Here is a 24,185-nt window from a genome sequence, read left to right as displayed (position 1 = left end):
TCTTACATTTATTTATAATAATGACTGATTGGTCATTTGTCAATAAATACCTGGGAGCGATCGCTTTATGATGAAAAAACAATTAATTATGGAAAAGGCATTGGAGCTTTTTGCGAAGCAAGGATTTGAGGCCACATCAGTTCAACAAATAACAGAACATTGCGGCATTTCCAAAGGAGCATTTTACCTATCATTCAAGTCAAAAAATGAATTAATATTGGCTTTACTTGATCACTTTTTGAGGAAAATTTTATCAGATATTGACTATCTGGTCAAAAACACGAAAAATCCCGCTCTTTTATATGAATTTTATGAGACGTTGTTCCATTCTTTTCAAAAACATCATGACTTTGCCAAACTGCTCCTGAAAGAGCAAATACTCACAATTAACGATACATTTATGAATAAAATGTATGCCTATGAAGTATCATTCGAGAAAATGATTTTAACCTTGCTGGAACGGAACTATGGTGAAACAATCAAAAAGTCAAAATATGATCTTATCTATTGTGTCAAAGGACTCATCAATACTTATTCCCAACTTCTTTTATTTGGTGATGCGCCGTTCGATGTAAAACTATTGGCCCAATCACTCGTCGAGAAAACAAATATACTCGCTAAATACACAACCATCCCTTTTATTTCGCAAGAACTGCTTCAAACATTAAAAAGTCCGACAAATGAAAATATAACAAAGGAACAGCTCCTTGAAATGATGGAAGAAAAAATCGAAGAAATGGAAGATTCGATTGAAAAAGAATCGTTAAGCTTGTTAAAAGAACATTTATTGGAGCCGAATTTCAGCCCTGCCATCGTGAAGGGCTTGCTGGAAAATATTCGACATCATCCTCCTTGTAAAATGATAGCTTATTTGCTCCGCCATTATTGGGGGCTTCAAACATGACGGAAATGCAGAAACTTCTGTTTCGGATCGTAAGTACCTTTGAAAAACATCAGAAATGAATGGAATGTCATGAAGCAAATTAACCGTTATATCGATTCAGTCTTTTATCACCAAAATCTTCTTTTGGTGGAAGTGATTTCATCCATAAAAGAAAACGGACTGCCCTCGACAGTATCCCTCCTCCTCCGGAAAGCTTTTAACCATGCTCATATCCATTTCCGGGGCTAAAAACATTTTGGAAATAGGAGCCCTTGGAGGATATAGCGGGATTTGCCTTGCCAGGGGATTCGGTACAGATGGAACATTAACCTCCCTTGAACTTGAGGAGAGATACGCTGAGTTGGCACACAGCAATCTATCTAAAGCCGGCTTTGGCGATCAAGTATCCTGTATGACAGGACCAGCCTTGAAAAACTCGTGTCGATCAGAAGCGATTTGATTTTTTCTTTATGGATGCAGATAAAGTTAATTATAAAAACTACTTGAAATATGCATCAGACTGGCAGAACCAGATGCTTTGATCGTCGCTGATAACGTACTTGCGGGCGGCAGTGTAGCAGATCCGGGAGCTAAAGCAAAGCGTTATACTGAATTCATGGAAAAATTTAATAAAGTGAAACTTCATTCAGTAGGCGTTTTCTTCCATCTCCTACTGAATGTTAGTTGAACGAATTCGGGCATGTAGATGCCGTTTTCTCCCACTTAGACCTTTTGTATCAACTCAGGTCTTGATGTGGTGTGTATGGCACCTTACATGCGGGATAAACTTTGGTTCTCTGCTTATTCCAATTGGGGATGGGATGACCGTTTCAAAAGTAAAGAAATAAGAAAACAATTGTATCAGAATGCTGTGAATTGCCATCTTGCCTGCTTAAAAAGACCCGCCGTCTTTGAATTTCTCTCGATATACATCCGCGATCTTTGCTCATACAGCCTGTGCCCGGCTGTCTTTCCGGGGGGCCGTTGCTTGCCGATAGGATATGAAATTTAACGGCAATATATAATATCTGCCACCATTAGGCGGCAAGCATATTTAGGACGACTGTGTTAATAGCCTGTCTAATATAGTGCCAATTATTTTTCCGGCTGTCTTTGGAGCCGTTTTCCCTGGAAGCCCAAGAGCGTGGATGGTCTTTAAGCCTTTCTTTTCTGCAAATGCAAAGTCCGTTCCCCCTGGTTTGGAGGCTATGTCAATGATCAGAGCCGCCGGGTTCATTTTTGAAAGGATCGCCGCTTCCAAAATCTGTTGGGGAATTGTATTGATACAAATATCGGTTTTAGCAATATAATCGGCTAAATGGTCAAAGTGAACCGGACGCAGCCCCATTTCAGTGATGCGGGCTAGATCGGCATCCTTTCTTGCGGCCACACTCACTTGCGCCCCGACAGCGGAGAATAGCCTTGCCAAAGTAACACCCGTTCTGCCAAATCCCAGCACCATCACATGAGAACCGTGAATCGTATAGTCTGTTTCTTCTATGGCAATGTTTAATACGGCCTCGGCTGTAGGAATGGAATTTAAAATAGCAACATCGTGACGGTCCATTAAACGGACAAGCTTGCGATCAGCTTGCTTCACAATACGGTCTAAATATTCATTTGAAATCCCCGTATACACAATGCAATGTTCAGGAGTCTTTTTTAACATATCGGGCGACACGTTCAAAGATTTCTCCGAATAGACGGCCTCTACTTCACCGCGGGCATTCGTTCCGCCCAAAGGAAGCAAAATGGCATCAATTCGCCTAAAGTCGACTTGATCCAGCTTTTCATTATGTATGTTGGAATGAGAGAAGATCAATTGGTCGAATCCGGCTACAAATATATCGATCCCTTTGGAAGCTAATTGATTAATGACTTCAACATAGCGCTGATCACCACCCATAATCAACAGAGACAAATGCTTTTCCACCAATAATACCGCCTTTCCGTTCCATATTTAGCTTGTTTCTATATAAAATAACTATTCTAGTTGATAATCTCTATCTTGTTATAAAGCGTTGAAATCGAGATTCCCAAAGAGCGGGCTGCCTGCTTTTTACTTTCCAACGAACTGCCATAGTAATGTAATGTTTTTTTAATCCACAACCTTTAAAGGCAGAAGTGAAGTAGAAGCCAAGGATGGCAAAGAACTATTTTATTCTGGGAAGAAGACCCCGGTAATGTTTGCATCTGCTTCATCACTAATAAATCCGGAATAACGGATGAAGTACTCTCGTTCATGAATCTTTCTAACACGTTTTCCAATTCCCGAATGTCCCGGGCCAATCATATGTGGATAAAATGGACATTCCTTTGCTTGTAAGCTGCATTGGGTAAAATCCGACTCTTTCCTCGATCCTGTTCATCAAAATCTTCTACCAATAATGGTATATCTTGCTTTCTTTGTCGTAAAGATGGCACTTCGAAGCAGAGAACGTTCAATCGATAATATAAATCTTCACAAAACTTTCCTTCAGATACCCGCTTTTCCAAATCAGCAATTGAATAAAAACCTCCAAAAACACACCTATCATTTATATAAAATATAAATCCATAGGATAAAAAGCTTTATATTGTATAATTTATAACCTTGACTATTTGGTAACATTCAGCTCCAACCATATTTTTGTCCGGCCTAAAGATGAAACATATGGAAAAAGCGTTGCGGCTGCTTTGTTCCGGGACTAGAATTTGGCCTGCTTTATAGGTACAATGAGATTAGTGGTGAATGAAAAAATAAAAGTGAGGAATATCATGATCAAGGCTATTTTTTTCGATTTAGATGATACCCTGTTATGGGATCAAAAAAGTGTGAAAGAGGCTTTTGCCGCGACATGTAAAACGGCTGAAGAACGCTGTGGATTAGACCCGGAGCATTTGGAACAAGCGGTTCGCGAGAGTGCGAGAGCGCTATACTCTTCTTATGAAACATATCCGTTTACCCAAATGATCGGGATCAATCCTTTTGAAGGGTTATGGGGAGAGTTTAAGGATGAAACAGCAGACTTTCAAAAATTAAGCAACATTGTTCCCACATATCGAAAAGACGCATGGACACTCGGTTTGAAACAATTGGGTATAGATGATCCGGATTTGGGGTCTGAACTGGGAGAACTTTTTCCCAAAAACCGCCGGAAAGTCCCGTTTGTTTATGACGATACATTTCAAGTGTTAGATACACTTACAAAAGATTATCGGCTCGTGCTGATTACCAATGGATCACCAAGCTTGCAAAACATAAAATTGACCATCACCCCAGAATTGAGACCATACTTTGAGGAAATTATCATTTCTGGCGATTATGGGAAAGGGAAACCTGATAAAGGAATCTTTGAGCATGCTCTGTCACTAATGTCCTTGCATAATGATGAGGCCATCATGGTAGGCGACAACTTAAACACAGATATTTTGGGAGCAAATCGCGCAGGAATCAAATCTGTCTGGATCAACCGCGAGCAAAAAGAACGGAATGAGGTCGTGCCTTCCTTTGAGATTCAGCGACTGACGAATGTTTATGATGTTTTAAAAGATTTATAAATACCTTCTTTACAAATACCGACCAGCTTCAGAAAGATTTCAAACAACGTTTAGGCATTGTTTGAAATCTTTTTTTCCGGTAAAACGAAACTTATAGGGATTTGTTTTCCATATGTTAGCGCTAGATAGTTATTGACAAAATAGTGTGAAACGGAACCGGGAAGTATGTACAATGAATTCTTTACCTGTTACTATTTATATAAATGTTATATTTATGAGGAGAGTTGAGACAAGATGAGCACAGTGAAGCAAAAAGGTTATTTCGGCCAGTTTGGCGGAAGTTTCGTTCCTCCTGACTTACAGAAAGTAATGGACCAGTTGGAGGAGCAATTCGAGAAGTACAAAAATGATGAAGAATTTAATAGAGAGTTTGCCTATTATGTAAAAGAATATGTGGGCAGAGAAAATCCGCTCACTTTCGCTAAAAATTTGACGGACAAACTTGGCGGGGCAAAAATTTATTTAAAGCGGGAAGATTTAAACCATACAGGAGCCCATAAAATCAATAACGCCATCGGGCAAATTTTGCTTGCGAAACGAATGGGCGTCAAGCGGATTATCGCCGAAACCGGGGCGGGACAGCACGGAGTGGCCACTGCTACCGCCTGTGCGATGTTCGGGATGGATTGCGTCATTTATATGGGAGCGGAGGATACGAGAAGACAGGCGCTGAATGTATTCAGAATGGAGTTATTGGGCGCAAAGGTTGTCGCGGTGGATAAAGGCCAGGGTCGTTTAAAAGATGCAGTTGATGAAGCATTGAACGATTTGGTACAAAACTATGACCATACATTCTATTTACTTGGATCAGCGGTCGGTCCACATCCTTATCCAACGATTGTAAAACATTTTCAAGCCATCATCAGTGAAGAGTCTAAGAAACAAATTCTGGAAAAAGAAGGAAAACTGCCTACCGCGGTTGTCGCTTGTACAGGCGGGGGGAGCAACGCAATAGGCGCATTTGCCCATTATATAGACGAACAAGATGTACGTCTGATCGGGATCGAGCCTGACCAAGCTCCTTCCTTGACGAAAGGCGTGCCTGCCGAGCTCCATGGATTCAAATGTCTCGCCTTAATAGATGAAAACGGCAACCCACAGCCAACCTATTCCATCGCTGCGGGATTGGATTATCCGGGAATCGGCCCTGAACACAGCTACTTAAAAGAATCAGGCAGAGCGGAATATTACACAGTTTCCAACGATGAAGTGCTGGAAGCCTTCAAATTATTGTCAAAAGTTGAAGGCATCATCCCGGCACTGGAAAGTGCGCACGCCATCGCCTATACGACCAAATTTGCCCCTACACTGGATCAAAATGATATCATTATCGTAAACTTATCCGGCCGGGGCGACAAAGACGTCCAGCAAGTGTTTGAAATGGAGACAAAATAATAGAGCTGTCCGAAAAGTAATATTAGAGCTTGAAAATCAAAAAAATAAAACCCAAGAATGCTGTAAAATCAACATTCTTGGGTTTTAAGTTTTAGCCTCTTGACTCTAAGTTGGACTTTTTAGACAGCACCTTTTTGTGCGATTGAAAAATAGGCCTTCCAACTCCCTTATTTGAATTTTCTGGGAGGGTGATCAAAATGGACCGGAAACGAGTTAAAAAACAGATACAACAATGTACAGTTGAGGAATTAACAGCATGGCGAAAACATGCGGTGAAATGTCTTCAATATTTTTTAAAAGCGCGAAATAAGTTTGAGATTGAAGAATGTCACTTCGTCATTTCCCATATCGACCAAAGACTCCAAGAATTAAACAAAGACTTCTGATGAAGTGACAGTGCCCCTGGGCCAAGTGCGAAAAGTCAAGAAGGGGCGTTCAAAGGCTGCGTGAAAAATGCGAAATGGAGCCCCCGGCTTCTTTTCCATCAAACCGGTCTGACGGTGATTTCATTTACATTCACATAATCAGGCTGGGTAACGGCGTATAACACAGCTTTTGCGATATCCTCAGCCTCCAGTTTTTTACGGTTGGACACACTTGTGCTCAATGAAGTGTCCACCATGCCCGGAGAAATATTAGTTACACGGACACCGGTTCTGGCCAGTTCCTTTTCCAGTCCCATTGAAATAGCACGGACCGCAAACTTGGTTGCGCTGTAAACTGTGCTCATCTTCGTCACTTCAAAACCGGAAACAGAAGCAATATTGATAATATGACCGGCCGAGCGTTCAAGCATGGAAGGCAAAACGGCATTGATACCGTATAGCACCCCTTTTATGTTCACGTCAATCATTTTCTCCCACTCTTCGACTTTACCGGACTGGACAGTGGCCGAAAGCATCTGGCCCGCGTTATTGACAAAAATATCAATTCGTCCAAATGCTTCCATCGCTTTTTTCACCATTTCCTCTACTTCTTCCCTGTTGGCCATATCTGTCCTCACCACAAATGCTTTCCCTCTAGCTTGCCGATTTATCTCCTTCTCTATTTCATTCAACTTTTCATGACGTCTGGCGGCCAGAACAACATTGGCGCCCTCTGCCGCCAGTTCTTTGGCAATGGCGGCGCCAATTCCGCTGCTTGCTCCTGTGATAACAACTGTTTTGCCTTGTAATTGCTCCATGTTCCATTCCTCCATTTACCTCTTTTAACGAGTGTAACACGAAGGAAAATAGGAAGAAAACAGATCGCATTCCCGCTTAAATAATCAGCCACCTTTTAAATAAACCAACATATTGACAAAAAGACAGGTATTACAACATTGTCATAATACCTGTCTTTGATCGCTATACTGCAGCCTCTGAATGCTGTCCGTTTGTTTTTTTCTTTTTGACCATAAAATAAGTCATTGTTAACGCGGCACAGCCCAGGATATATAAGGCTAGAATACCGATATTTTGCCACATGAACGCATAATCTCCGCTTGAAATCACCGCTTTAAACGCCTGAACGGTATATGTCATCGGCAATAAGTTGTTGATCGGTTGGAGAACTTTCGGAATTAACTCCAACGGGAACGTTCCCGCGCTTGTTGTCAGTTGCAAAATGAGAATAATAATCGCAATGAAACGCCCCGGATCACCCATTGTGGTGACGAGAAGTTGTATCAATGTCATAAAAGCAAGACTCGTTATGATGGATACAAAAAGGAATAATGGAATACTTTTTACTTCCATTCCCAATCCAAATAATAAGACAGCATCGACTAATAATGCCTGGATCACTCCGATAACGGCCACAACGCCGAATTTGCCAAGGAACCAGGAGATGCCATTACGCGGCTTTCCTGCGGGTTCCTTCATATTGAAGACAATAGTCATCAATAAAGCACCGACAAACAATCCCAGCGACACAAAGTATGGAGCAAAACCTGTTCCGTAGTTTGGAACCGGACTTACCTGTTCCTTATTCACTTTAACAGGATTTCCCATCATATCATACGTATCATCATTAGCCTCTACCGAGCCCGCCTCTTCTGCCGCATCACTCAATTTTTCATGTAATTCTGCTGTTCCACCATGCAGTTCGGTTGTTCCTTCTGACAGCTTAGAGGACCCATCAGCTAGTTTTTGCGATCCGTCTTTGATTTTCAAGGAGCCATCTGCCAATTGGCCCATTCCGTCATGTAATTTATTGGCGCCGTCCGATAATTGGTGGGCACCAGAATTCGCTTCTCCCATTTTTCGTGTGAATAATTCCATGTTTTTCACATATTCTTGTTGGCCGCTGCTTAACTTGGAAGACCCGTCGTTAAGATTTTTTGCTCCATTCGACAGTTGGTTGACCCCTTCCTGAAGCGCAAGCTGGCCAGATTGTATAGCTCCAAGACCCGTTCCTAATTGATTCAATGCCGGATCAACCGCTTGTTGAATTTCTTTCTCCAGTCCGGCGGTTGAGCCGCCAATTTTTTTATTTACTTCACTCTTATACAAGCCGAATGCCTCATCGATCCCCGCAGTGGCTTGATGAACTCCTTGATTGACGCCGGTTTCTATTTGAGGTTGCAGTTGATTCACTAATGTCTGTTCAACTTGTTCTTTCGTCGGGGAGGCGGCTCCTACTTGGGAAATTATTTTTTGAACGGCTTCTTTTGGAACCCCATTATCTAATAAAGCTGCGGAAAGCTTATCCATCTGCTCTTTTTGCATTTTATCAATTTGATCGGCAACTCCTTGTGCCACACCTGCTGAAAGCTGCCCAGACAGCCCATTCACTAAGTCATTTTGCAGTTTCCCGTTAATGCCCTGATTCAATTGATCCAAACCTTGATTCATTTCCTGGCCGCTTGCCTGGATTTTCGCATGGATCGTAGTGGCCATTTGCTTTGGCAATTGGGTTTGAAGCTGTTTGAGCCCTTCCTGCACCTGTCCTGTTCCCTCGACCAAGTCCGGTATTTTCCCGCTCATTTCCTGTAACCCGTTGTTCATTTGGGAAATACCGCCTGTTAATGCTTGTGAGCCTTGTTGCACTTCTGTGGACGCGCTGTAAAGTTTTTCACTGGCATCTGTCAATTGATTCATCCCGTCCGCCAGTTCCCGTGATCCATTGGCAAGTTCATTGGAACCGGAGCGTGCATTTGTTATACCATTTTCAAATTCAATGGAGCTGAATGCCAGCACTTCAAGATTATCTGTTAATTCTTTGGATCCATCCGCTACTTTTTTAGCCCCTTCATCTAATTTTTTACTGCCATCACTCGCTTTTTCAAGACCTTCCGCTACTTCTTCAACCTTGGCAAACATTGTTTCGGCATATGTGGTGGAAACAGCTTTGGCAACCTCGGCCTTGATTTCTTTTGCCGCTGTTTCCCCGATTTGAGAAGAAAGGAAATTGTAAGCTTCATTCGGTACGTACTTTAAAGCTAATTTCTTTGGTTTTTCGTCCATTAGCGTCGTCGCATTTTTCGAGAAATCCTTCGGTATTTCGATCAGCATATAATATTTTCGGTTTTTCAAATCCCGGTATCCTTCTTTTTTGGGGACAAAGTGAAATTGGAATTCATCGTTATCCTTCAACTTATCGACCAGTTCTTTACCTAATTCCAATCTCTCTCCCTCATAGTCAGCCCCAACATCTTCATTTACGACAACAACAGGCAAATCACCCAAATATTCATATGGGTCCCAGAAAGACCAAAGAAACATCCCCGCATATAATAATGGAACAAAAATGACAGCGATAACGGGAATCAGCACTTTTTTATTTGTCAGGATTTGCTTCCATTCCGTTAAAAAGCTAGATTTCTCCATCCATTTATTCTCCCTTCCGAAAAAACGACCATTATATTCAACTAGTCAATTTCACGCAAAATAATCATTGACCACTTTATTCAATTGGTCAAAATTGTTTTAAAAATAAGGATTATCTGTTGGATAACCCCTTAAACAAATATAATTTAAACAGTTTTGATATGTCCTCTTTCTCCAACGGCTCACGGACCTTCTCCCAATCAAAGATGAGCGCGACATAAAGCTTCAAAATGACAAAAGCCGTGATTTCGGGATTGCATGGCTTAATCTCGCCTTTTTCAATCCCTTTTTGGACAATGTTTCCCACGTACTGGATAATCGTGTTTTCGATCTTTTGGATGACGTCCTTTACCGCCGGCGTTCCCATTTCCTTTTCTTCCTGTATGAGTTTAATCATGAGTTGATGGTCAGTCCGGAACTCCAATAATGTAAAAAGCGCGCGATCCACCTTTTCATAAAACGTTGCATTATCATATATCTCTTTTTCAACCGCCGCTTTCATTTCAAGGATTAAAGTAGAAATAATTTCATGAAACAGCTCTTCTTTATTTTTATAAAAAGTATAAATTGTCCCCTTGCCGACATTGGCCAATTTGGCTATTTGATCCATCGTAGTAGCTTTGTAGCCAAATAAGGAAAAGGAGTTTGTTGCCGCCTGTAAAATTTGCTGCTTCCGATCAATGGCCATGTGCTTTCACCCCCATTCGGGAAACCATTTTGACCAATTGAACATTTTGGTCATACGTACAATGAAATACTAACACATCGATTTACAGGATGCAACACATTGTTTTAATTGCTGGTTAAGTGTTTTTTCCATGGATATAATTCAGCTTGCTTGTCCACTGCCACACGATCGGTCGGGGCGAACAATTCATTTTAACATGAAGTCACCCAGCTTGAATAGATACATGTAATGCTGGTCCGATATATGATTTCTCTCACAGACAATCAAGATTACAGTCAATCTTGCAGTTTGGACATGGGCGGGAGCCTTCCTTTGCTTTCAACTTCAGCCATACGGAGCCTGTTTTTTGATCATTCATTGTGATCGTTGTCTAAACGAATTTCTAGCGTACTTGTGTCTTGACGAGGAGTAAATTCGATGGTTTTTAGTAATGGTCCGGTTACTACCTCTCCAGATGTCTTTTTAGCCATAAATTCATCTACCGTTTTCACTTTCGATTTAGACACATGAATGGTGTAAGGAATATCCATATGTAACTTGATTGTTGCTTCCTTTTCCTCATTTGTCATTACTAGTCTCCCTTGAGGCAACACAGCAGAATTGCTGTCAGATTGCTCTCCTTTTGTTGATACCTCTATCAAATAGTATTCGTTTTCTTCTCCACCAATGATTTTCAAAGTAATTTCCTTCATTTTCGAATGTTCCTCCTGTTCTTTCGAATTACCCGAAGTAGAGCAACTAACTAACAAGATTGCTAAACAAAATATCATAAACGGTTTGATGGCTCTCACTTCCTCTTTTTCAATCGTTGACATTTGGAACACATAGGATTCTCTTCTTCATTTATATGTAGCTTATAACAAATAAATGATTCCATCATGTAACATAAATATCCAAAAGAACATTAGCGCGACGCTATGATCACTCAACACCCTTTTCAAGCAGACGCATAAACCAAAGAGGCAAAAGACGATTTAACATCACAACAAACATATCTTTCGACATAACCAATTAAAAAACCATTTTTTCAAAAATCCAGCTATCTGCTATTTCATAATGGAAAGAAACCCTCTCCAAAATTTTGGAGTAGGGTTATAATGTAAGTGTTTTTTGGCCGTCACTAAAGAGACATCCATTGATATATTTGGTATATTTCAGATGGTCCAAACTTTGGTCCCCAACTTGCTGTACTGTTGACAGAAATCACAGAATTGGAATTCAGAATCGGCCCACCACTCATACCGCCAGTGACAGAAGAGCTATGGATGATCGTATTTTGAGAAATATTATTTATTTTGCCGGAGCTTTTATATAAGTAATAATAGCCCGTTCCTGTACCTTTATCAGCAGGATATCCATGAGAAATGATCGGATCGTTCACACCCGCATTTTTTCTGAGAGATAATTTTGGTGAATGAGTAGAATCAATTTTTATAACCGCATAATCATATTGTACATCTTTAAAGTATACGCTGCTCGGATCTGGAGGGTTTGATGACATCCAACCTAATGGTGCATAAGCCGTGGTAGAAGCCACCCCATCATAAGGCAACTCTGTACCATTTTGTCCTGGAGAAACAGCCCAATATGAGAAAAATTCATCATTATATGAATCATATACACAATGTGCCGCTGTAAGAACTGTCGTCTCGTTGATAAATGACCCAGAGCATACATACCAACTCCCGGATGAATCTCTAAAGGTGATTTGTGCCATGGCATTATAAGGGCTTATAGTTGTATTCGTTACTTTTACTCTGTTATCAGCGCTAAGTGGACTAACATCTAAAGAAGTCACATCAGGGGAAGTTGATTCAACGGGACTGTTTAACTTAGGGGCATTTGGTTCTTCTAATATGTTTCCTTGAGAACTGACTGAGGTGGTTTTAAGATTGCTACTTTCCAGCTGTTTTAATTCGGCAGCATCAATATCCTTTTGTTTCGGCAGCTTCTGGATATCTTTTTTATATCTTTCTTCCAAGGCGAGAGTCTTATCTTTATCCAGTTTTGGTAGATCGAAGCGCTCATAGATTTCATTTGGGCTTTCCTGTTGGGGGGATGCGGCCAAGCTCTCCATTGGCCCAACAAAATAGGCAAACAGCAACATGCATAAAACGAGGTAGAGTGACTTTTTCATTTTTGATTTCCTTCCTTTCCTTTTTTATTTTTTGTATATTAGTCATTATTGTAAAGCGTTTTCATTTCTAAATCAACACAATATTAGGTAATATTTAAATATTTAGTAAATTAGCTCTATTCATTTGGTAAATAATACAATTAAATGAAGACGAACGGGATTTATTTTTTCAAAATATCAGTCTTGCTATCCAGGCTGGACGAGTTGATACAACCAATGAGTCACGATTGAAGATGTTGTATCTCGGTTTCACTCACCCCATCATCCTCCTGATTTCTGATAAATCGTATGATTTGTTTCGTTGGCAACCGCCTTTTCCTCGTTAGCTTTTCTTAATGCCCAAGAATGGCCCGTTTGGCTTGGACGGTTGAAATAGCCAACGGCCACCTTACTCTTCCTCATTACTACAATCAATCTCCATGAATGGCCAAGCTTCTTTTGCAATCTGGCCCCTTCTATTTTTATAAAAGTGGCACTTTTAGCGGAGTCAATCCTTTGCTAATCTTATCAATAAAACAAAATGAGAGAAAGAAGGTCTATGATGCAAAGAACAACTAGTTATTCGCGCTCCAACACGTTTGATCTGATCCTGACAGCCATGTTAACAGCTCTCGTATTCGTGGCCACTCTCTTATTAAATATTAAACTGCCTATTTCAGCGAATGGCGGTTTGGTTCACCTTGGAACAGCCATGCTCTTTATCGCATCCATCTTATTCGGTCCAAAAAAGGGAGCTATTGCCGGGGCCGCCGGAATGGGGCTGTTTGACCTAGTATCGGGCTGGACATTGTGGGCGCCTATCACCTTTTTAACCCGCGGTTTGCAAGGCTATATCGTTGGAAAAATAGCCTGGAAGGGAGAGCGGCGAGGAAGCAGCATCACTTTCAACCTGGTTGCCATGATTGTTTCGGTACCTCCTATGATCGCCGGCTATTATGTTTGGGAGCGGGTGCTGTATGGCAGTTGGATTGTACCATTGGCTTCCATCCCCGGAGACATCATTCAGAGTGTCATTGGGATTGGTGTGGCTATTCCCGTTTGTATAGTGTTGAAAAAAATTCCCGTTTTTAAATAATGGCTGCATACCGTCCGTCGCCCAAAAGAACCGAGAAAAGCCGTATGGATACAAGGTGAAATGCTGTATCCATACGGCTTTTTATATTGGTAAAAACTTTCGGCCCAGCAGTTTAGGCTTCCTGTAGCATATCTGTTTTTCTATGATCCACTAAACCTAGCGTATTATCTGTTGTAGCATGAATGTCTTGGAAAAGATCTGGATTTTCCACTAGTGACACGCCATAAGAAGGGATCATTTCTTTGATTTTTGGCTCCCATTCTTTCACATGTTGCGGGAAGCATTTTTCCAATACCTCAAGCATCACGTGAACAGCAGTAGAAGCACCAGGAGAAGCACCAAGTAACGCGGCGATTGAACCATCGGCCGCATTCACCACTTCCGTGCCAAATTGCAGCGTTCCTTTGCCGGCTTCGGTGTCTTTGATGACTTGCACGCGCTGGCCAGCTGTCACGATGTTCCAATCTTCGCTTTTGGCGCTCGGAATAAACTCGCGCAACTCTTCCATGCGCTGTTCGTTTGATAACATCACTTGCTGGATCAGATATTTTGTTAATTTCATCTCTTTTACCCCTGCCGCCAACATCGTGATGACATTATTCGGTTTAACAGAACCGATCAAGTCCATATTTGAACCCGTCTTTAAGAACTTGGGCGAAAAGCCGGCAAACGGTCCAAACAGCAATGTCTTCTCGTTGTTGATAAATCTTGTATCAAGATGCGGAACCGACATGGGAGGAGCGCCGACCTTTGCTTTACCGTACACTTTTGCGTGGTGTTGCTCTACCACTTCCGGATTCTTACAGACCATAAACAGTCCGCTTACAGGAAAACCTCCAATATGTTTTGACTCGGGAATACCGGTTTTTTGAAGTAATGGAAGACTTCCTCCTCCGGCGCCGATAAAGATGAATTTTGCAGTATGGTGTTCAATTGTGCCACTGTCCATATTATGCATCTTCACTTCCCACAAGCCATCGCTGTTACGTTTGATATCCTTCACATAGTGCTTATAATTGATTTCGACGCCCCTTCGCTTTAAGTGGTCAAATAGTATGCGTGTTAATGCACCAAAGTTGACGTCCGTGCCCGAGTCGATTTTTGTTGCCGCTATCGGTTCATTCAATGTGCGGCCTTCCATGATGAGCGGAACCCATTCCTTCAATTTTTCCGGGTCATCGGAAAACTCCATTCCTTGAAAAAGAGGGTTGTTTGCCAGTGCCTCAAAACGTTTTTTCAAGAATGCGACATTCTTTTCCCCTTCTACGAAACTCATATGGGGTATTTGCCTAATAAAGTCCTGCGGATCGTGAATCATCTGGCTGTTTACAAGATAAGACCAAAACTGTTTTGATAGCTGGAACTGTTCATTAATTTTTACTGCTTTGCGGATATCGATCGATCCATCCGATTTTTCGGGTGTATAATTAAGTTCACAAAGTGCGGAATGGCCCGTACCCGCATTGTTCCATTCGTTAGAGCTTTCTTCTCCCGCATCTGACAGTTTCTCAAACACTTTGATTTCCCACTGCGGCGCTAACTCTTTTAGTAACGAACCCAAAGTCGCGCTCATAATGCCAGCACCAATTAAGATAACGTCTGTTTTCGTTTGTTTATCGCTCATTTCGACCTTCCTTATACACTGAAATTTACATATAGAATGAAGGCGCTCTTACTTGAGCATCGAACAAGCAGAGCGCGAACTAATCACAAATCTTCTCTAACTCTATTATACCCTAATCATCGTTCATAAGAGCCTTTTAGAGATAAGAATCTTTATTTTGTATTATCTAAATTTAAGATTGATTTCGAAGAATTGATGACTAAACTGTTATAATACAAAAAGTAAAAGTCCCACGAGACCTAATACAGTATAGGAAAAAGTCGTTTTTACCACAATTAGAGAAAATTCCTATGTGTGGCTTTTTACCATAAAACCCCACCAACGCCAGATGTTACTATTCTATTACTTTGTATATGCCTCTTTGATATTCACATTCTTTACGCCAAAATGTTCCCCGTACCTTTAGCCATCCACAATAATACGAAAGTAAAAACCCGATAAAGAAACTACATTCTTTTCGGGTTTGGGCAAACAAACTATATGGCATTAGGGCGTAACCAACCTTTTGCTTCTGCAGTTACTTTTTGCACGACCACTTTCTTCAAGGCTTGGATAAAATCATAGGAATCATCCAAAAAAGCAGTCCTTACTAACTCTATGTTCCATTCTCGACATTGTTCCTGTAAATCGAATCCTATGTCATATAGAGCTTCCAAATTGGTTGTTACTGATAATAAATCACATGTGACTACCGCTTTAATGCCTTGGCTTGCTTTTTCTCGAATGACATCTTTTACATCAGGGCCAAGCCACAGTTCTTTCTTTTCACCAGCACTTCGGTAAGCTATTTCCCAATCCGGCACATGCAATTGCTCCGCAACCAACTTTGCCAATTCGGAAAACTGCTGTATATAGATTTCATGCGTTTTCGCAAGACCTGGTTGACTATGGGCCGTAAAAATAACAGAAGAAGCTTGAAATTCGTCTTTAGGCAACCAATCTAACGCTTCTTGAACACGCTGGGCTAAGATTCGGATAAAATCTTCCTGTTGATGCCAGTGTTCAACATCCACAATCGGCATATCACACCCAAGCATGTTCAAAGTCTTTCGGACTTGACGTTGGTAGTAACGAATGCCCATTTTTGAATACAGTGGTTTAATCGGAAAGGTGATGATTTTTTCAACCCCGTCTGCCACCATTTTTTCAACCGTTTCCCGCACAAAAGGAGGCGTATGTTTAAAAGCGACATAGGACTTTACTTGTTCCTCAAAGCAAGGCTGTAAAGCATGCTCTAAAGCCAGCGCCTGCCTTCTTGTCATACTTCCAAGCTGATTTGCTTCTCCAACATGCCTATACTTTTCTTTCACTGCTTCTATACTTTCCTCGCTCGGCGCCTTGCCATGATGGATATGAGTATAATAATCCAGTAAATCATCCATAGATGTTGGACCGCCATACGCAAAAATTATGATACCAATCATTTTATACACATCCTTGCATTGGTCATTGGTTTGGATGAATCCATTCTGCCAGTTCCTCCAGTATATCTACTACATAAGCATTAGGCTGGGAAATAGATTTTGCCGGGATATTCTTTACATTGCCTGATTCAACAGCACGCAAAGTGTTAAACCCCGGTGAATCCAACAGTTCGGAAAATTCCCCGCTTGTCGATCCCCACTCAACGAGAACAATGTAATCCGGATCTATTTCGATTATATGCTCTATCGAAGCAGGCGTTGTTTTATCCAAGTTGAGTACATCCGATGCCGGTGTGCCACCCGCAAGTTTTACGATGTCATACGCAATACTGGATGGACCCAGAATATAAGGGCCTGTATTAGAACCTACTTGTGAAAGCAGTAAAACAGAAGGCTTTTCTTTTTGATCCGCCACTTGTTTTTGAACCTTTTCCACTTTCGCCTTCATCTCCGCCACCCTTTTTTCCGCCTTTGCTTCTTCACCAACCAATTCGCCAATAAGTTGATAATTCTCCATTAAAGATTCCACCGTCATCCAACGGTCAAAAGACGCTAGTGGCACACCCGCTGATTGCAACATCTTATTCGCATCCTGTTCAGACCCATGGGTTAACGTTAAAAGCACCAAATCAGGCTCATACGACAAAACAACTTCCGGATCTAATGAGGTGGCGCCTGCAATTTTATGGGGAATCTGATCGAGTTCTTCGGTGATATGGGATAAACGATCATTTTCCGCGCTTGTTGTTATAGCTGCAATGTGCTCCGCACCAAGTAAATCCACTGCAATTTCCGCTACATTTAAAGATAATGCCGCAACTTTTTCCGGCTTCTTTTCGATTGTGATTTCTTCTCCGTAAACATCAACCGTACGCGGGAATTCACCCTCCTGACCCTTTTCTTTATCATTCGAAAAAGACTCTTTCTCCGCATCTTTCTGTTGATTTGCCGGTTCACTGTTCGTCTTTTGTTCATTTTGCCCACATCCGCTCACAAAAAATAACACGAGCAGCGTACATCCATAAAATATGATTTTTCTCATCCATTACCCAACTCCATTCTTTCTTTCATTTATGATTTCCTGTTCGGGAGGCTGATATTTTAACGCTGTGACGGTCTGGGCATGAATGAGTTCATCATGGCGAATAGCAGTCTCAACATGATAACTCTCCTGTAACCTTTTCTTTGTCAATACAGCTTTAGGCTCCCCCGCGGCCTGCACTTCTCCGTTTTTTAATAAAACTAATTGATCGCAAAACCTGGCAGCCATGTTTAAATCGTGTAAAGCGGCAATAGCGATCATTCCTTCGTCAACCAATTCGCGCACCAGTTCGAGCACTTGAAGCTGCCGATGAAGATCAAGTGCCGAAGTAGGTTCATCCAATAATAAAATAGACGGGTCTTGCGCCAAAGCCTTGGCAATAAACACCATTTGCCTTTGCCCGCCGGATAAGCTTGTCACCGATTGCTCAGAGAGATGGGTAATCGCTGTTCTTTCCATCGCTTCATTCACCCGCTCATAATCGGTGAAACGGCCAAAACCAAAACGCGGGATATGGGAATGTCTCCCCATCATTACGATGTCTCTCACACGAAAATCGAATCCAATGGTTGTATCTTGAGGCACATAACCAATCATTTTTGCCAATTGATTGGCGGAATATGAGCTGATTTTCTTGTTTTGAATGCGGATCGTACCAGACTGATAACTTAGTAATCCGCCTAAAGCTTTCAGCCAAGTCGATTTTCCAGAGCCATTTGGGCCAATCAGACCAATAAAAGTGCCCCTTATCGCACTAAAAGAAACCGATTTTAGAATTTTCTTTTTTCCGATTTGAACCACAAGTTGATGGCACGAGATACTCATTAGACACTCCCCCTTTTTGAACGGAGAACAAGCATTAAAAAGATCGGCGCTCCGATTAAAGCACAAACAACCCCCACTTGCAGATGAACCCTTTCAAAAGCCATACGTGAAACAGTATCCGCCAAAACAAGAAATGCCGCTCCACCGAGCGCGCTGGCAGGAAGTAAAAAGCGGTGATCGGCACCGAATAAAAGGCGAATCACATGTGGCACAACAAGGCCGACAAAGCCAATTGTCCCACTGACAGCTACACCCGTACCGGTCATAAGGGCACTTAAGCCTAACAAAATATATCTTGTTCTTCGGACATTCACTCCGGTACTTTTTGCTTGATCATCACCGAGCAACATCATATTTAATTCCCTTGCGAAAAAACAGACACCTACTATAGCCGCAAGAATAAATGGACTAATGAGTTGAACATGTTGCCAAGTTCGACCTTCCAATCCACCCTGTAACCAAAAGACGATGCTGCGAAGCTCTTGCTCACTGGGAGCACTGGCAACAAAAACACTAATAACAGCCGAGACGAACAGATTTAGCCCCAAACCCACCAGCAGTAATGTCGACACTGATGTTTTCCTGCTCATCTCCCAAACTGCCAACACAATCCCCATTGATATAAGCGCACCTAAAAAGGCTGCTCCGGGCAAAATCCACAAACTGTATTTTACTAAGCCAAAAAAAAGAACCATGACCGCGGCTAATGCCGCACCACTTGAAACGCCAATATAGCCCGGCTCGACTAAAGGATTTCGAAATAAACCTTGCATAATGGCTCCTGCCGTACCCAAGGCTCCTCCCACCAATGCGCCGACAATTACACGCGGTAGTCTGATGTCCATTACAACAATGGCATCCCTCTCTATGTAATCCAATCCTTGTTCGATATGGAGAGCATCCAACATAATGGCAATGGTTTGTTGAAAAGGGATAGGTACTGGACCTATTGAATTGGCCAAAATCATGGAGAATATTAAGATAAAACCAAGAAAGCTTAAAAGAAATACATACTTTCGCCAACTTTTTTTGTAATTCACTCTCCGAGCTTGCAGACGATTTTCTGTTTCTAACTGTTTCTGAATCAATAGGCCACCCCCTAACTTGGTTAAGGGAATCAAATTTTACTATAGTTAATTTTGTTTCCCTAATACAAGAATTTATTTTAATCTCTCCATTTTGTCAATGATTCCGTATTTTATTACATTTATTTAAATATTTTTTCATTTAAAACTACATTCGATCCATCTGCCCCGAAGCGCCATACGTTCCAGAATACCCGACATGCCCCTACCTGCCCAAAGTAAAAATGCCATCCACAACAGTTGGCATAGCTATATGGAGCTATCCGAAAAGTAATATTAAGCTTGAAAAGCAAAAAAATAAAACCTAAGAATGCTGTAAAAACAACATTCTCGGGTTTTAAGTTTTAACGCCTTTACCCTTTTAGACAACCCCTTGATTGTTCAATATCTATTCTCTCTAGCGACTCAAAGATGTCTCTGGAATCAATTTAAAACCTTCAATCATTGTATCCTCTTCCACTTCAATCAACAGACAGCGCTTGCCGTTTAAATGAACCTGTCTAACATACTTTAAGTCTTTTGGACTGATAGAAATATTCGCCACCTTTGTATTAATTTTGATAGATTTAGACGTATAACTCGGAACAATATTACTTGCTTTCAGCTCGTACTTCTCGTCATCGACGACTTTTTGAAAAGCCATTTCCACTAGATCCGTATCGACATTTTCCACTCCACTCACCTTTAGCACTCGTTCCACATCTTTATAATCCAATGTTGGAGGAACCTCTTCCTCCGCCCCTTCCTCTTCATCCATCATCCGGTTGATTTCTTCGTATACGTTGGACAGCGTATGGGTATCCACCTCGTCTCCAACCACTTCTTTTACGACAAACTCAAAAACGGCTTTATCATCCTCGGCAGTCATAATATCTTCACCATTTAACACATTCTCGATAAAGTGATAATCTGGTTGGTTTGCTTTGCCCGCCGAGTATAACACGCGATTGACATCAGCCGAATTGTCTGTGAAACAAGGAAACAAAAATCCCGCTTTCGGAGATGCCATATTGATAATGGAGTCAACTACGACGTTCGACTTAAATTCCTTCTCAATATAGTCAAACACCAACGTTCTTTTCGGCTGCTCCGTCTGATTCATGCTGCAGAGAATAAAAGGGTGCATATAAACCTCATCCCGGCCACTTACTTCCGCTTCCTCATGACTTCTTTTCGTCGGTTTAAAATACTCTCCCCGAATGAAGGTGACTACCATATCCTTTTCGTACTGGACATCCTTGAACGTCTTTTCAACGATTCGCAACATCTGCTCCTTCCATTCATCTACATCGTCCGCTTGCAGACCTTCATGAAGAATAAACCGTGTGTGATCTTCTGCATGCTCCAGAAACTTCACTTCAAATAATTTCACGTCCAATTTTCCGGTCAGCACCTTCTTGAAATTGTTCATGAACAACTCCTGCTGCTCCCGTTCCAGCATGGAAAACGGCTGGCTCTCTTGATGGTAAATATCGCTGCTTTCTTTTCTGATGTAGACATTAAAAATATCTTTGACTTTTAATAAATCATTATCAAGCTTGAATTGTTTACGAATGTTGGCTATATCATTTTTGTTCATATGAAAGTGCAACTCCTTACTGTTTGGTCTGTGAAGGGAAAGCAAATTTTTCCCGGGTGAATTTCCATTTCTTTAAAAAAGCAAGTCCAATTTGGCGTTTATACGCTCTGAACCGCTCCCCATCAGGCAAGATGAAGTATATTTTTTTTCCGTCTACCTCATTGGAAGCATATCACTCTTTGAACACTCCCTTATTATAACAACATAGCCGGACAGATTGTTTAAAGACATATAAGTGCCTCCTCTTACATACTGACAGTTTCGTTAAAGGAATCCGCCCCTGCAGGCACCCTCAAACATGCCAGTCTCTCGTTGATTGGAGCTAAGCAATCTTCACCAAAAATTTGCCAACCGTGAAGGAAGATTCAAGCCCCCATCGCTTTTTGCCGCTCCCAAATCGGCTTAAATTGAAACCCGCAGAAAAGGGTATACGTATAAATAAATTGAGCCAACCTTTGCGGTTGGTATTGTTACAACACTTTCCCTGAAAAAAAAGAGTTTTCCAGGCTCAAACTCGCGTTTCAAAAACATTTTCCCTCATGATAAAAACATTGCCTGGAAGCAACATTTTTTGTATAATTTGTCTTGTAACCATAACGTTTTGGTTAGGAGGGGTTTAGTTGGGACAGAAAAATTAAGAATCGGTGAATTAGCTGATAAAACTAATGTTACCAAGAGGACTATCGATTATTATACGAATCTTGGTTTGTTGAAAGCGGAACGTTCCGCTTCAAATTACCGTTACTATGACCCGTCTTCCATTGAAAGAATTGAATTTATTGAAAAACGAAAACAAGATGGAATGTCACTAGATGACATTAAGAAAGAAATCATTGCAAAATATTCAGAAGAAGTTGACGTATTAGAACTGCGACTGAAAATAAAAGGGTTGGAAAAGGAAGTTTCTGAAATTCTGGCTCAATTAGAGAAAACCGACAAAAAGAAATTTGACGATATTAAGAAAAAAATCTCTCATGAAAGTTTGTCATTGATACAAACATTACTTTTATTGCTTAGTTAAATCTTTGGGGGTGATACTTCCATGTTTTTTCATCCAATGGACATTTTCATTTTCTTGGCATTAGGGATTTCCATTTGGGCACAATTTAAGGTAAAAGGAAATTTTAATAAGTGGTCAGAGGTGAAAACCCGGACGGGTTTATCTGGTGCGGAGGCCGCTCGGCAAATTCTGGACAGCAACGGGCTGCACAACGTTCCGATCGAGGTCGTGCCCGGCATGCTTTCCGATCATTACGACCCCATTAAACGTGTCGTTCGTTTATCGGAACCAGTTTATTATGGACGTTCTATCGCATCTGTATCCGTCGCAGCCCACGAAGTGGGTCATGCCATTCAACATCAACAATCATATACAGCTCTTGTCCTGCGGCACCGGATTTTTCCTATGGCGAATTTTGCTTCTGGCGTTGCTCCCTTTTTATTTATTGGGGGATTTCTTTTACAACAATTATCTTTAATCGGTATTGGCATTGTCTTCTTCTCGGCAGCAGTGGCTTTTCAATTAATTACACTCCCAGTGGAATTTGATGCAAGTAAATGCGCCAAAAACTTAATGCTTTCTGAAGGTATATTGTTTAATGATGAAGAACACGGTGTAAAGAAAGTACTAAATGCAGCCGCATTGACATACGTCGCGGGAGCACTGATGGCTGTATTTGAACTATTGAAATTTGTCATGATCTTTCTTCAAGGAAATGCTGAAGAATAGAACGATCTTTTATTGGGAGGTGTAAGTCTTACTTTCGTAAGGCTGTTCATTGACAACCATAAACTTAATTTTAATTGCTGTATTAATTGCTTTAACCGCATTTTTCGTGGCGACGGAATTTGCCATTGTAAAAGTCCGTACATCAAGAATAGATCAATTAATTGCTGAAGGAAAAAAAGGCGCTCTTGCTGCAAAAAGGGTTGTCACACATCTGGATGAATATTTATCCGCATGTCAATTGGGGATTACCATGACTGCTTTAGGATTAGGATGGCTGGGAGAACCGACCGTCGAAAAATTATTGCATCCTGTATTCGAGCATTTTGAATTAAATGAATCACTGACAAGTATTTTGTCATTCGCAATCGCTTTTTCCCTCGTAACGTTTTTACATGTAGTGGTGGGGGAACTGGCTCCAAAAACAGTCGCGATTCAGAAAGCTGAGGCGGTAACCCTTGCTTTCGCCGTACCCATTATTTGGTTCTATAAATTAATGTACCCTTTCATATGGTCGCTAAATGGGTCGGCCCGCTTGCTTATTGGACTATTTGGCATAAAACCTGCTTCAGAGCATGAAGTAGCCCACTCGGAAGAGGAACTGCGCATACTGCTGTCTGAAAGTTATAAGAGTGGGGAAATCAACAAGAATGAACTCAAATATATGAATAATATCTTTGAATTCGATGAACGAATCGCAAAAGAAATTATGGTCCCGCGAACAGAGATTGCGGCCATCTCGATTGACGATAGCTATGAAGAAATTTTGAATACGATTAAAGTGAAAAATTTTACACGCTATCCGGTCGTTGACGGTGATAAAGACCATATTAAAGGCTTTATCAATGTGAAAGAATTTTTAGCGGCCAACCTTCTGGCCCAACAAACAGATAAAGAGTTTCAAATTGAAGATTTCATCAATCCCGTCATTCGAGTCATTGAGACGATCCCCATACATGATTTACTAGTAAAAATGCAGAAAGAACGGATCCATATTGCGATCCTGATGGATGAATATGGGGGTACGTCTGGATTAGTTACCGTCGAAGACATACTTGAAGAAATTGTCGGAGAAATACGAGATGAATTTGATGAAAACGAAGTACCCGAAATCCGCAAATTAAGTGAAAATCACTTTATTTTAGATTCAAAATTACTAATTGAAGATGTAAATCATTTACTGGGAACAAACTTAGAACACGAAGAAGTGGACACAATCGGCGGTTGGTTCCTGACCCAAAGCATCGATGCAGACCTCGATTCAGAAATAGAGCATGAAGGCTATACATTTAAAGTACAAAACAAAGATGGGCATCAAATTCATTATTTAGAAGTTAAAAAAGCGTAGTGTAA

21 protein-coding genes and 1 pseudogene are annotated in these 24,185 nt (G+C 41.2%); 9 read left to right on the top strand and 13 right to left on the bottom strand.

The features are described from left to right. Window positions 1–67 precede the first annotated feature (67 nt). Together MHB50_RS20385 and MHB50_RS20380 are read left to right on the top strand one after the other, a co-directional pair. Window positions 68–904, top strand: coding sequence for a TetR/AcrR family transcriptional regulator (locus MHB50_RS20385; RefSeq protein WP_340084624.1), 837 nt, complete (start codon window positions 68–70; stop codon window positions 902–904). Between the two features lie 69 nt (window positions 905–973). Further along, a pseudogene (locus tag MHB50_RS20380) lies at window positions 974–1,517 on the top strand (O-methyltransferase); the annotation flags it as partial. Window positions 1,518–1,937: 420 nt separating this feature from the next. Here MHB50_RS20380 and dpsA read toward each other — a convergent pair. Continuing rightward, a complete protein-coding gene (gene dpsA / locus MHB50_RS20375; RefSeq protein ID WP_139345669.1) occupies window positions 1,938–2,816 on the bottom strand; it encodes a dipicolinate synthase subunit DpsA in 879 nt (292 codons plus the stop codon). A gap of 824 nt (window positions 2,817–3,640) precedes the next feature. Between dpsA and MHB50_RS20370 the strand changes: the two genes are divergently transcribed. The 3 genes from MHB50_RS20370 to MHB50_RS20360 all read left to right on the top strand — a co-directional run bounded on the left by MHB50_RS20370 (window position 3,641) and on the right by MHB50_RS20360 (window position 6,204). Further along, the gene (locus MHB50_RS20370; protein ID WP_340084623.1) at window positions 3,641–4,423 is read left to right on the top strand and encodes an HAD family hydrolase; all 783 of its coding nucleotides are present in this window, start codon (window positions 3,641–3,643) and stop codon (window positions 4,421–4,423) included. 234 nt (window positions 4,424–4,657) lie between these two features. Continuing rightward, a complete protein-coding gene (gene trpB / locus MHB50_RS20365; RefSeq protein WP_340084622.1) occupies window positions 4,658–5,818 on the top strand; it encodes a tryptophan synthase subunit beta in 1,161 nt (386 codons plus the stop codon). A gap of 197 nt (window positions 5,819–6,015) precedes the next feature. After that, on the top strand, window positions 6,016–6,204 hold the full coding sequence (locus MHB50_RS20360; RefSeq protein WP_339160699.1) for a hypothetical protein: 189 nt from the start codon (window positions 6,016–6,018) through the stop codon (window positions 6,202–6,204). Window positions 6,205–6,302: 98 nt separating this feature from the next. Here MHB50_RS20360 and MHB50_RS20355 read toward each other — a convergent pair whose 3' ends face one another. The 6 genes from MHB50_RS20355 to MHB50_RS20330 all read right to left on the bottom strand — a co-directional run bounded on the left by MHB50_RS20355 (window position 6,303) and on the right by MHB50_RS20330 (window position 12,896). Continuing rightward, a complete protein-coding gene (locus tag MHB50_RS20355) occupies window positions 6,303–7,001 on the bottom strand; it encodes an SDR family oxidoreductase (protein ID WP_340084621.1) in 699 nt (232 codons plus the stop codon). Between the two features lie 163 nt (window positions 7,002–7,164). Then, entirely contained in the window at window positions 7,165–9,627 is a 2,463-nt protein-coding gene (locus tag MHB50_RS20350; protein WP_340084620.1) for a YhgE/Pip domain-containing protein, read from the bottom strand. Window positions 9,628–9,739: 112 nt separating this feature from the next. Beyond that, on the bottom strand, window positions 9,740–10,315 hold the full coding sequence (locus MHB50_RS20345; RefSeq protein ID WP_339160690.1) for a TetR/AcrR family transcriptional regulator: 576 nt from the start codon (window positions 10,313–10,315) through the stop codon (window positions 9,740–9,742). Between the two features lie 350 nt (window positions 10,316–10,665). Beyond that, window positions 10,666–11,007: a hypothetical protein gene (locus MHB50_RS20340; RefSeq protein ID WP_340084619.1), complete on the bottom strand. Its 342-nt coding sequence runs from the start codon at window positions 11,005–11,007 to the stop codon at window positions 10,666–10,668. Between the two features lie 428 nt (window positions 11,008–11,435). Next, window positions 11,436–12,452, bottom strand: coding sequence for a trypsin-like serine protease (locus MHB50_RS20335; protein WP_340084618.1), 1,017 nt, complete (start codon window positions 12,450–12,452; stop codon window positions 11,436–11,438). Window positions 12,453–12,713: 261 nt separating this feature from the next. Continuing rightward, window positions 12,714–12,896, bottom strand: a complete 183-nt coding sequence (locus MHB50_RS20330) for a hypothetical protein (RefSeq protein ID WP_340084617.1) — start codon at window positions 12,894–12,896, stop codon at window positions 12,714–12,716. A gap of 97 nt (window positions 12,897–12,993) precedes the next feature. On the opposite strand from MHB50_RS20330, the gene MHB50_RS20325 reads away from it, so the two are divergent. After that, on the top strand, window positions 12,994–13,527 hold the full coding sequence (locus MHB50_RS20325) for an ECF transporter S component (RefSeq protein WP_340085375.1): 534 nt from the start codon (window positions 12,994–12,996) through the stop codon (window positions 13,525–13,527). A 112-nt stretch (window positions 13,528–13,639) separates the two neighbouring features. On the opposite strand, the gene MHB50_RS20320 is transcribed toward MHB50_RS20325, so the two are convergent. From MHB50_RS20320 to MHB50_RS20295, 6 genes are all read right to left on the bottom strand, one after another. Beyond that, window positions 13,640–15,151 carry a malate:quinone oxidoreductase gene (locus MHB50_RS20320; protein ID WP_077112668.1) on the bottom strand — a complete coding sequence of 504 codons (1,512 nt, stop codon included), beginning with the start codon at window positions 15,149–15,151 and terminating at the stop codon, window positions 13,640–13,642. 476 nt (window positions 15,152–15,627) lie between these two features. Further along, the gene (gene hemH, locus MHB50_RS20315; protein WP_339160681.1) at window positions 15,628–16,575 is read right to left on the bottom strand and encodes a ferrochelatase; all 948 of its coding nucleotides are present in this window, start codon (window positions 16,573–16,575) and stop codon (window positions 15,628–15,630) included. Window positions 16,576–16,597: 22 nt separating this feature from the next. Next, window positions 16,598–17,617: an ABC transporter substrate-binding protein gene (locus MHB50_RS20310; RefSeq protein WP_339160679.1), complete on the bottom strand. Its 1,020-nt coding sequence runs from the start codon at window positions 17,615–17,617 to the stop codon at window positions 16,598–16,600. Window positions 17,618–17,620: 3 nt separating this feature from the next. Then, the gene (locus MHB50_RS20305) at window positions 17,621–18,442 is read right to left on the bottom strand and encodes an ABC transporter ATP-binding protein (RefSeq protein ID WP_339160677.1); all 822 of its coding nucleotides are present in this window, start codon (window positions 18,440–18,442) and stop codon (window positions 17,621–17,623) included. Continuing rightward, on the bottom strand, window positions 18,442–19,530 hold the full coding sequence (locus MHB50_RS20300) for an iron ABC transporter permease (protein ID WP_339160675.1): 1,089 nt from the start codon (window positions 19,528–19,530) through the stop codon (window positions 18,442–18,444). Before MHB50_RS20300 ends, MHB50_RS20305 begins: the two co-directional genes overlap by 1 nt. Window positions 19,531–19,924: 394 nt before the next feature. Further along, complete coding sequence (locus MHB50_RS20295; protein ID WP_077112676.1) at window positions 19,925–21,106, bottom strand: DUF4317 domain-containing protein; 1,182 nt, start codon at window positions 21,104–21,106, stop codon at window positions 19,925–19,927. Window positions 21,107–21,677: 571 nt separating this feature from the next. Between MHB50_RS20295 and MHB50_RS20290 the strand changes: the two genes are divergently transcribed. From MHB50_RS20290 to MHB50_RS20280, 3 genes are read left to right on the top strand one after another with little or no spacing between them, the layout of a single operon-like run. Beyond that, window positions 21,678–22,127, top strand: coding sequence for a MerR family transcriptional regulator (locus MHB50_RS20290; protein ID WP_339160671.1), 450 nt, complete (start codon window positions 21,678–21,680; stop codon window positions 22,125–22,127). Between the two features lie 21 nt (window positions 22,128–22,148). Then, window positions 22,149–22,835, top strand: a complete 687-nt coding sequence (locus MHB50_RS20285) for a zinc metallopeptidase (protein ID WP_340084616.1) — start codon at window positions 22,149–22,151, stop codon at window positions 22,833–22,835. A 49-nt stretch (window positions 22,836–22,884) separates the two neighbouring features. Next, complete coding sequence (locus tag MHB50_RS20280) at window positions 22,885–24,180, top strand: hemolysin family protein (RefSeq protein WP_077112680.1); 1,296 nt, start codon at window positions 22,885–22,887, stop codon at window positions 24,178–24,180. Window positions 24,181–24,185: the final 5 nt, after the last annotated feature.

The organism is Siminovitchia sp. FSL H7-0308 (assembly GCF_037980985.1).
Lineage (GTDB): Bacteria > Bacillota > Bacilli > Bacillales > Bacillaceae_C > Siminovitchia > Siminovitchia thermophila.
Note: the sequence above shows the minus strand (reverse complement) of the source record. Positions and strands in the feature narration are given on the sequence as shown.

What these genes read in the sequence shown, in the direction of transcription:
- MHB50_RS20385 (WP_340084624.1), top strand. Translation starts at nt 68, where the DNA reads ATGATGAAAAAACAATTAATTATGGAAAAGGCATTGGAGCTTTTTGCG.
- MHB50_RS20370 (WP_340084623.1), top strand. Translation starts at nt 3,641, where the DNA reads ATGATCAAGGCTATTTTTTTCGATTTAGATGATACCCTGTTATGGGAT.
- trpB (WP_340084622.1), top strand. Translation starts at nt 4,658, where the DNA reads ATGAGCACAGTGAAGCAAAAAGGTTATTTCGGCCAGTTTGGCGGAAGT.
- MHB50_RS20360 (WP_339160699.1), top strand. Translation starts at nt 6,016, where the DNA reads ATGGACCGGAAACGAGTTAAAAAACAGATACAACAATGTACAGTTGAG.
- MHB50_RS20355 (WP_340084621.1), bottom strand. Translation starts at nt 7,001, where the DNA reads ATGGAGCAATTACAAGGCAAAACAGTTGTTATCACAGGAGCAAGCAGC.
- MHB50_RS20350 (WP_340084620.1), bottom strand. Translation starts at nt 9,627, where the DNA reads ATGGAGAAATCTAGCTTTTTAACGGAATGGAAGCAAATCCTGACAAAT.
- MHB50_RS20345 (WP_339160690.1), bottom strand. Translation starts at nt 10,315, where the DNA reads ATGGCCATTGATCGGAAGCAGCAAATTTTACAGGCGGCAACAAACTCC.
- MHB50_RS20340 (WP_340084619.1), bottom strand. Translation starts at nt 11,007, where the DNA reads ATGAAGGAAATTACTTTGAAAATCATTGGTGGAGAAGAAAACGAATAC.
- MHB50_RS20335 (WP_340084618.1), bottom strand. Translation starts at nt 12,452, where the DNA reads ATGAAAAAGTCACTCTACCTCGTTTTATGCATGTTGCTGTTTGCCTAT.
- MHB50_RS20325 (WP_340085375.1), top strand. Translation starts at nt 12,994, where the DNA reads ATGCAAAGAACAACTAGTTATTCGCGCTCCAACACGTTTGATCTGATC.
- MHB50_RS20320 (WP_077112668.1), bottom strand. Translation starts at nt 15,151, where the DNA reads ATGAGCGATAAACAAACGAAAACAGACGTTATCTTAATTGGTGCTGGC.
- hemH (WP_339160681.1), bottom strand. Translation starts at nt 16,575, where the DNA reads ATGATTGGTATCATAATTTTTGCGTATGGCGGTCCAACATCTATGGAT.
- MHB50_RS20310 (WP_339160679.1), bottom strand. Translation starts at nt 17,617, where the DNA reads ATGAGAAAAATCATATTTTATGGATGTACGCTGCTCGTGTTATTTTTT.
- MHB50_RS20305 (WP_339160677.1), bottom strand. Translation starts at nt 18,442, where the DNA reads ATGAGTATCTCGTGCCATCAACTTGTGGTTCAAATCGGAAAAAAGAAA.
- MHB50_RS20295 (WP_077112676.1), bottom strand. Translation starts at nt 21,106, where the DNA reads ATGAACAAAAATGATATAGCCAACATTCGTAAACAATTCAAGCTTGAT.
- MHB50_RS20285 (WP_340084616.1), top strand. Translation starts at nt 22,149, where the DNA reads ATGTTTTTTCATCCAATGGACATTTTCATTTTCTTGGCATTAGGGATT.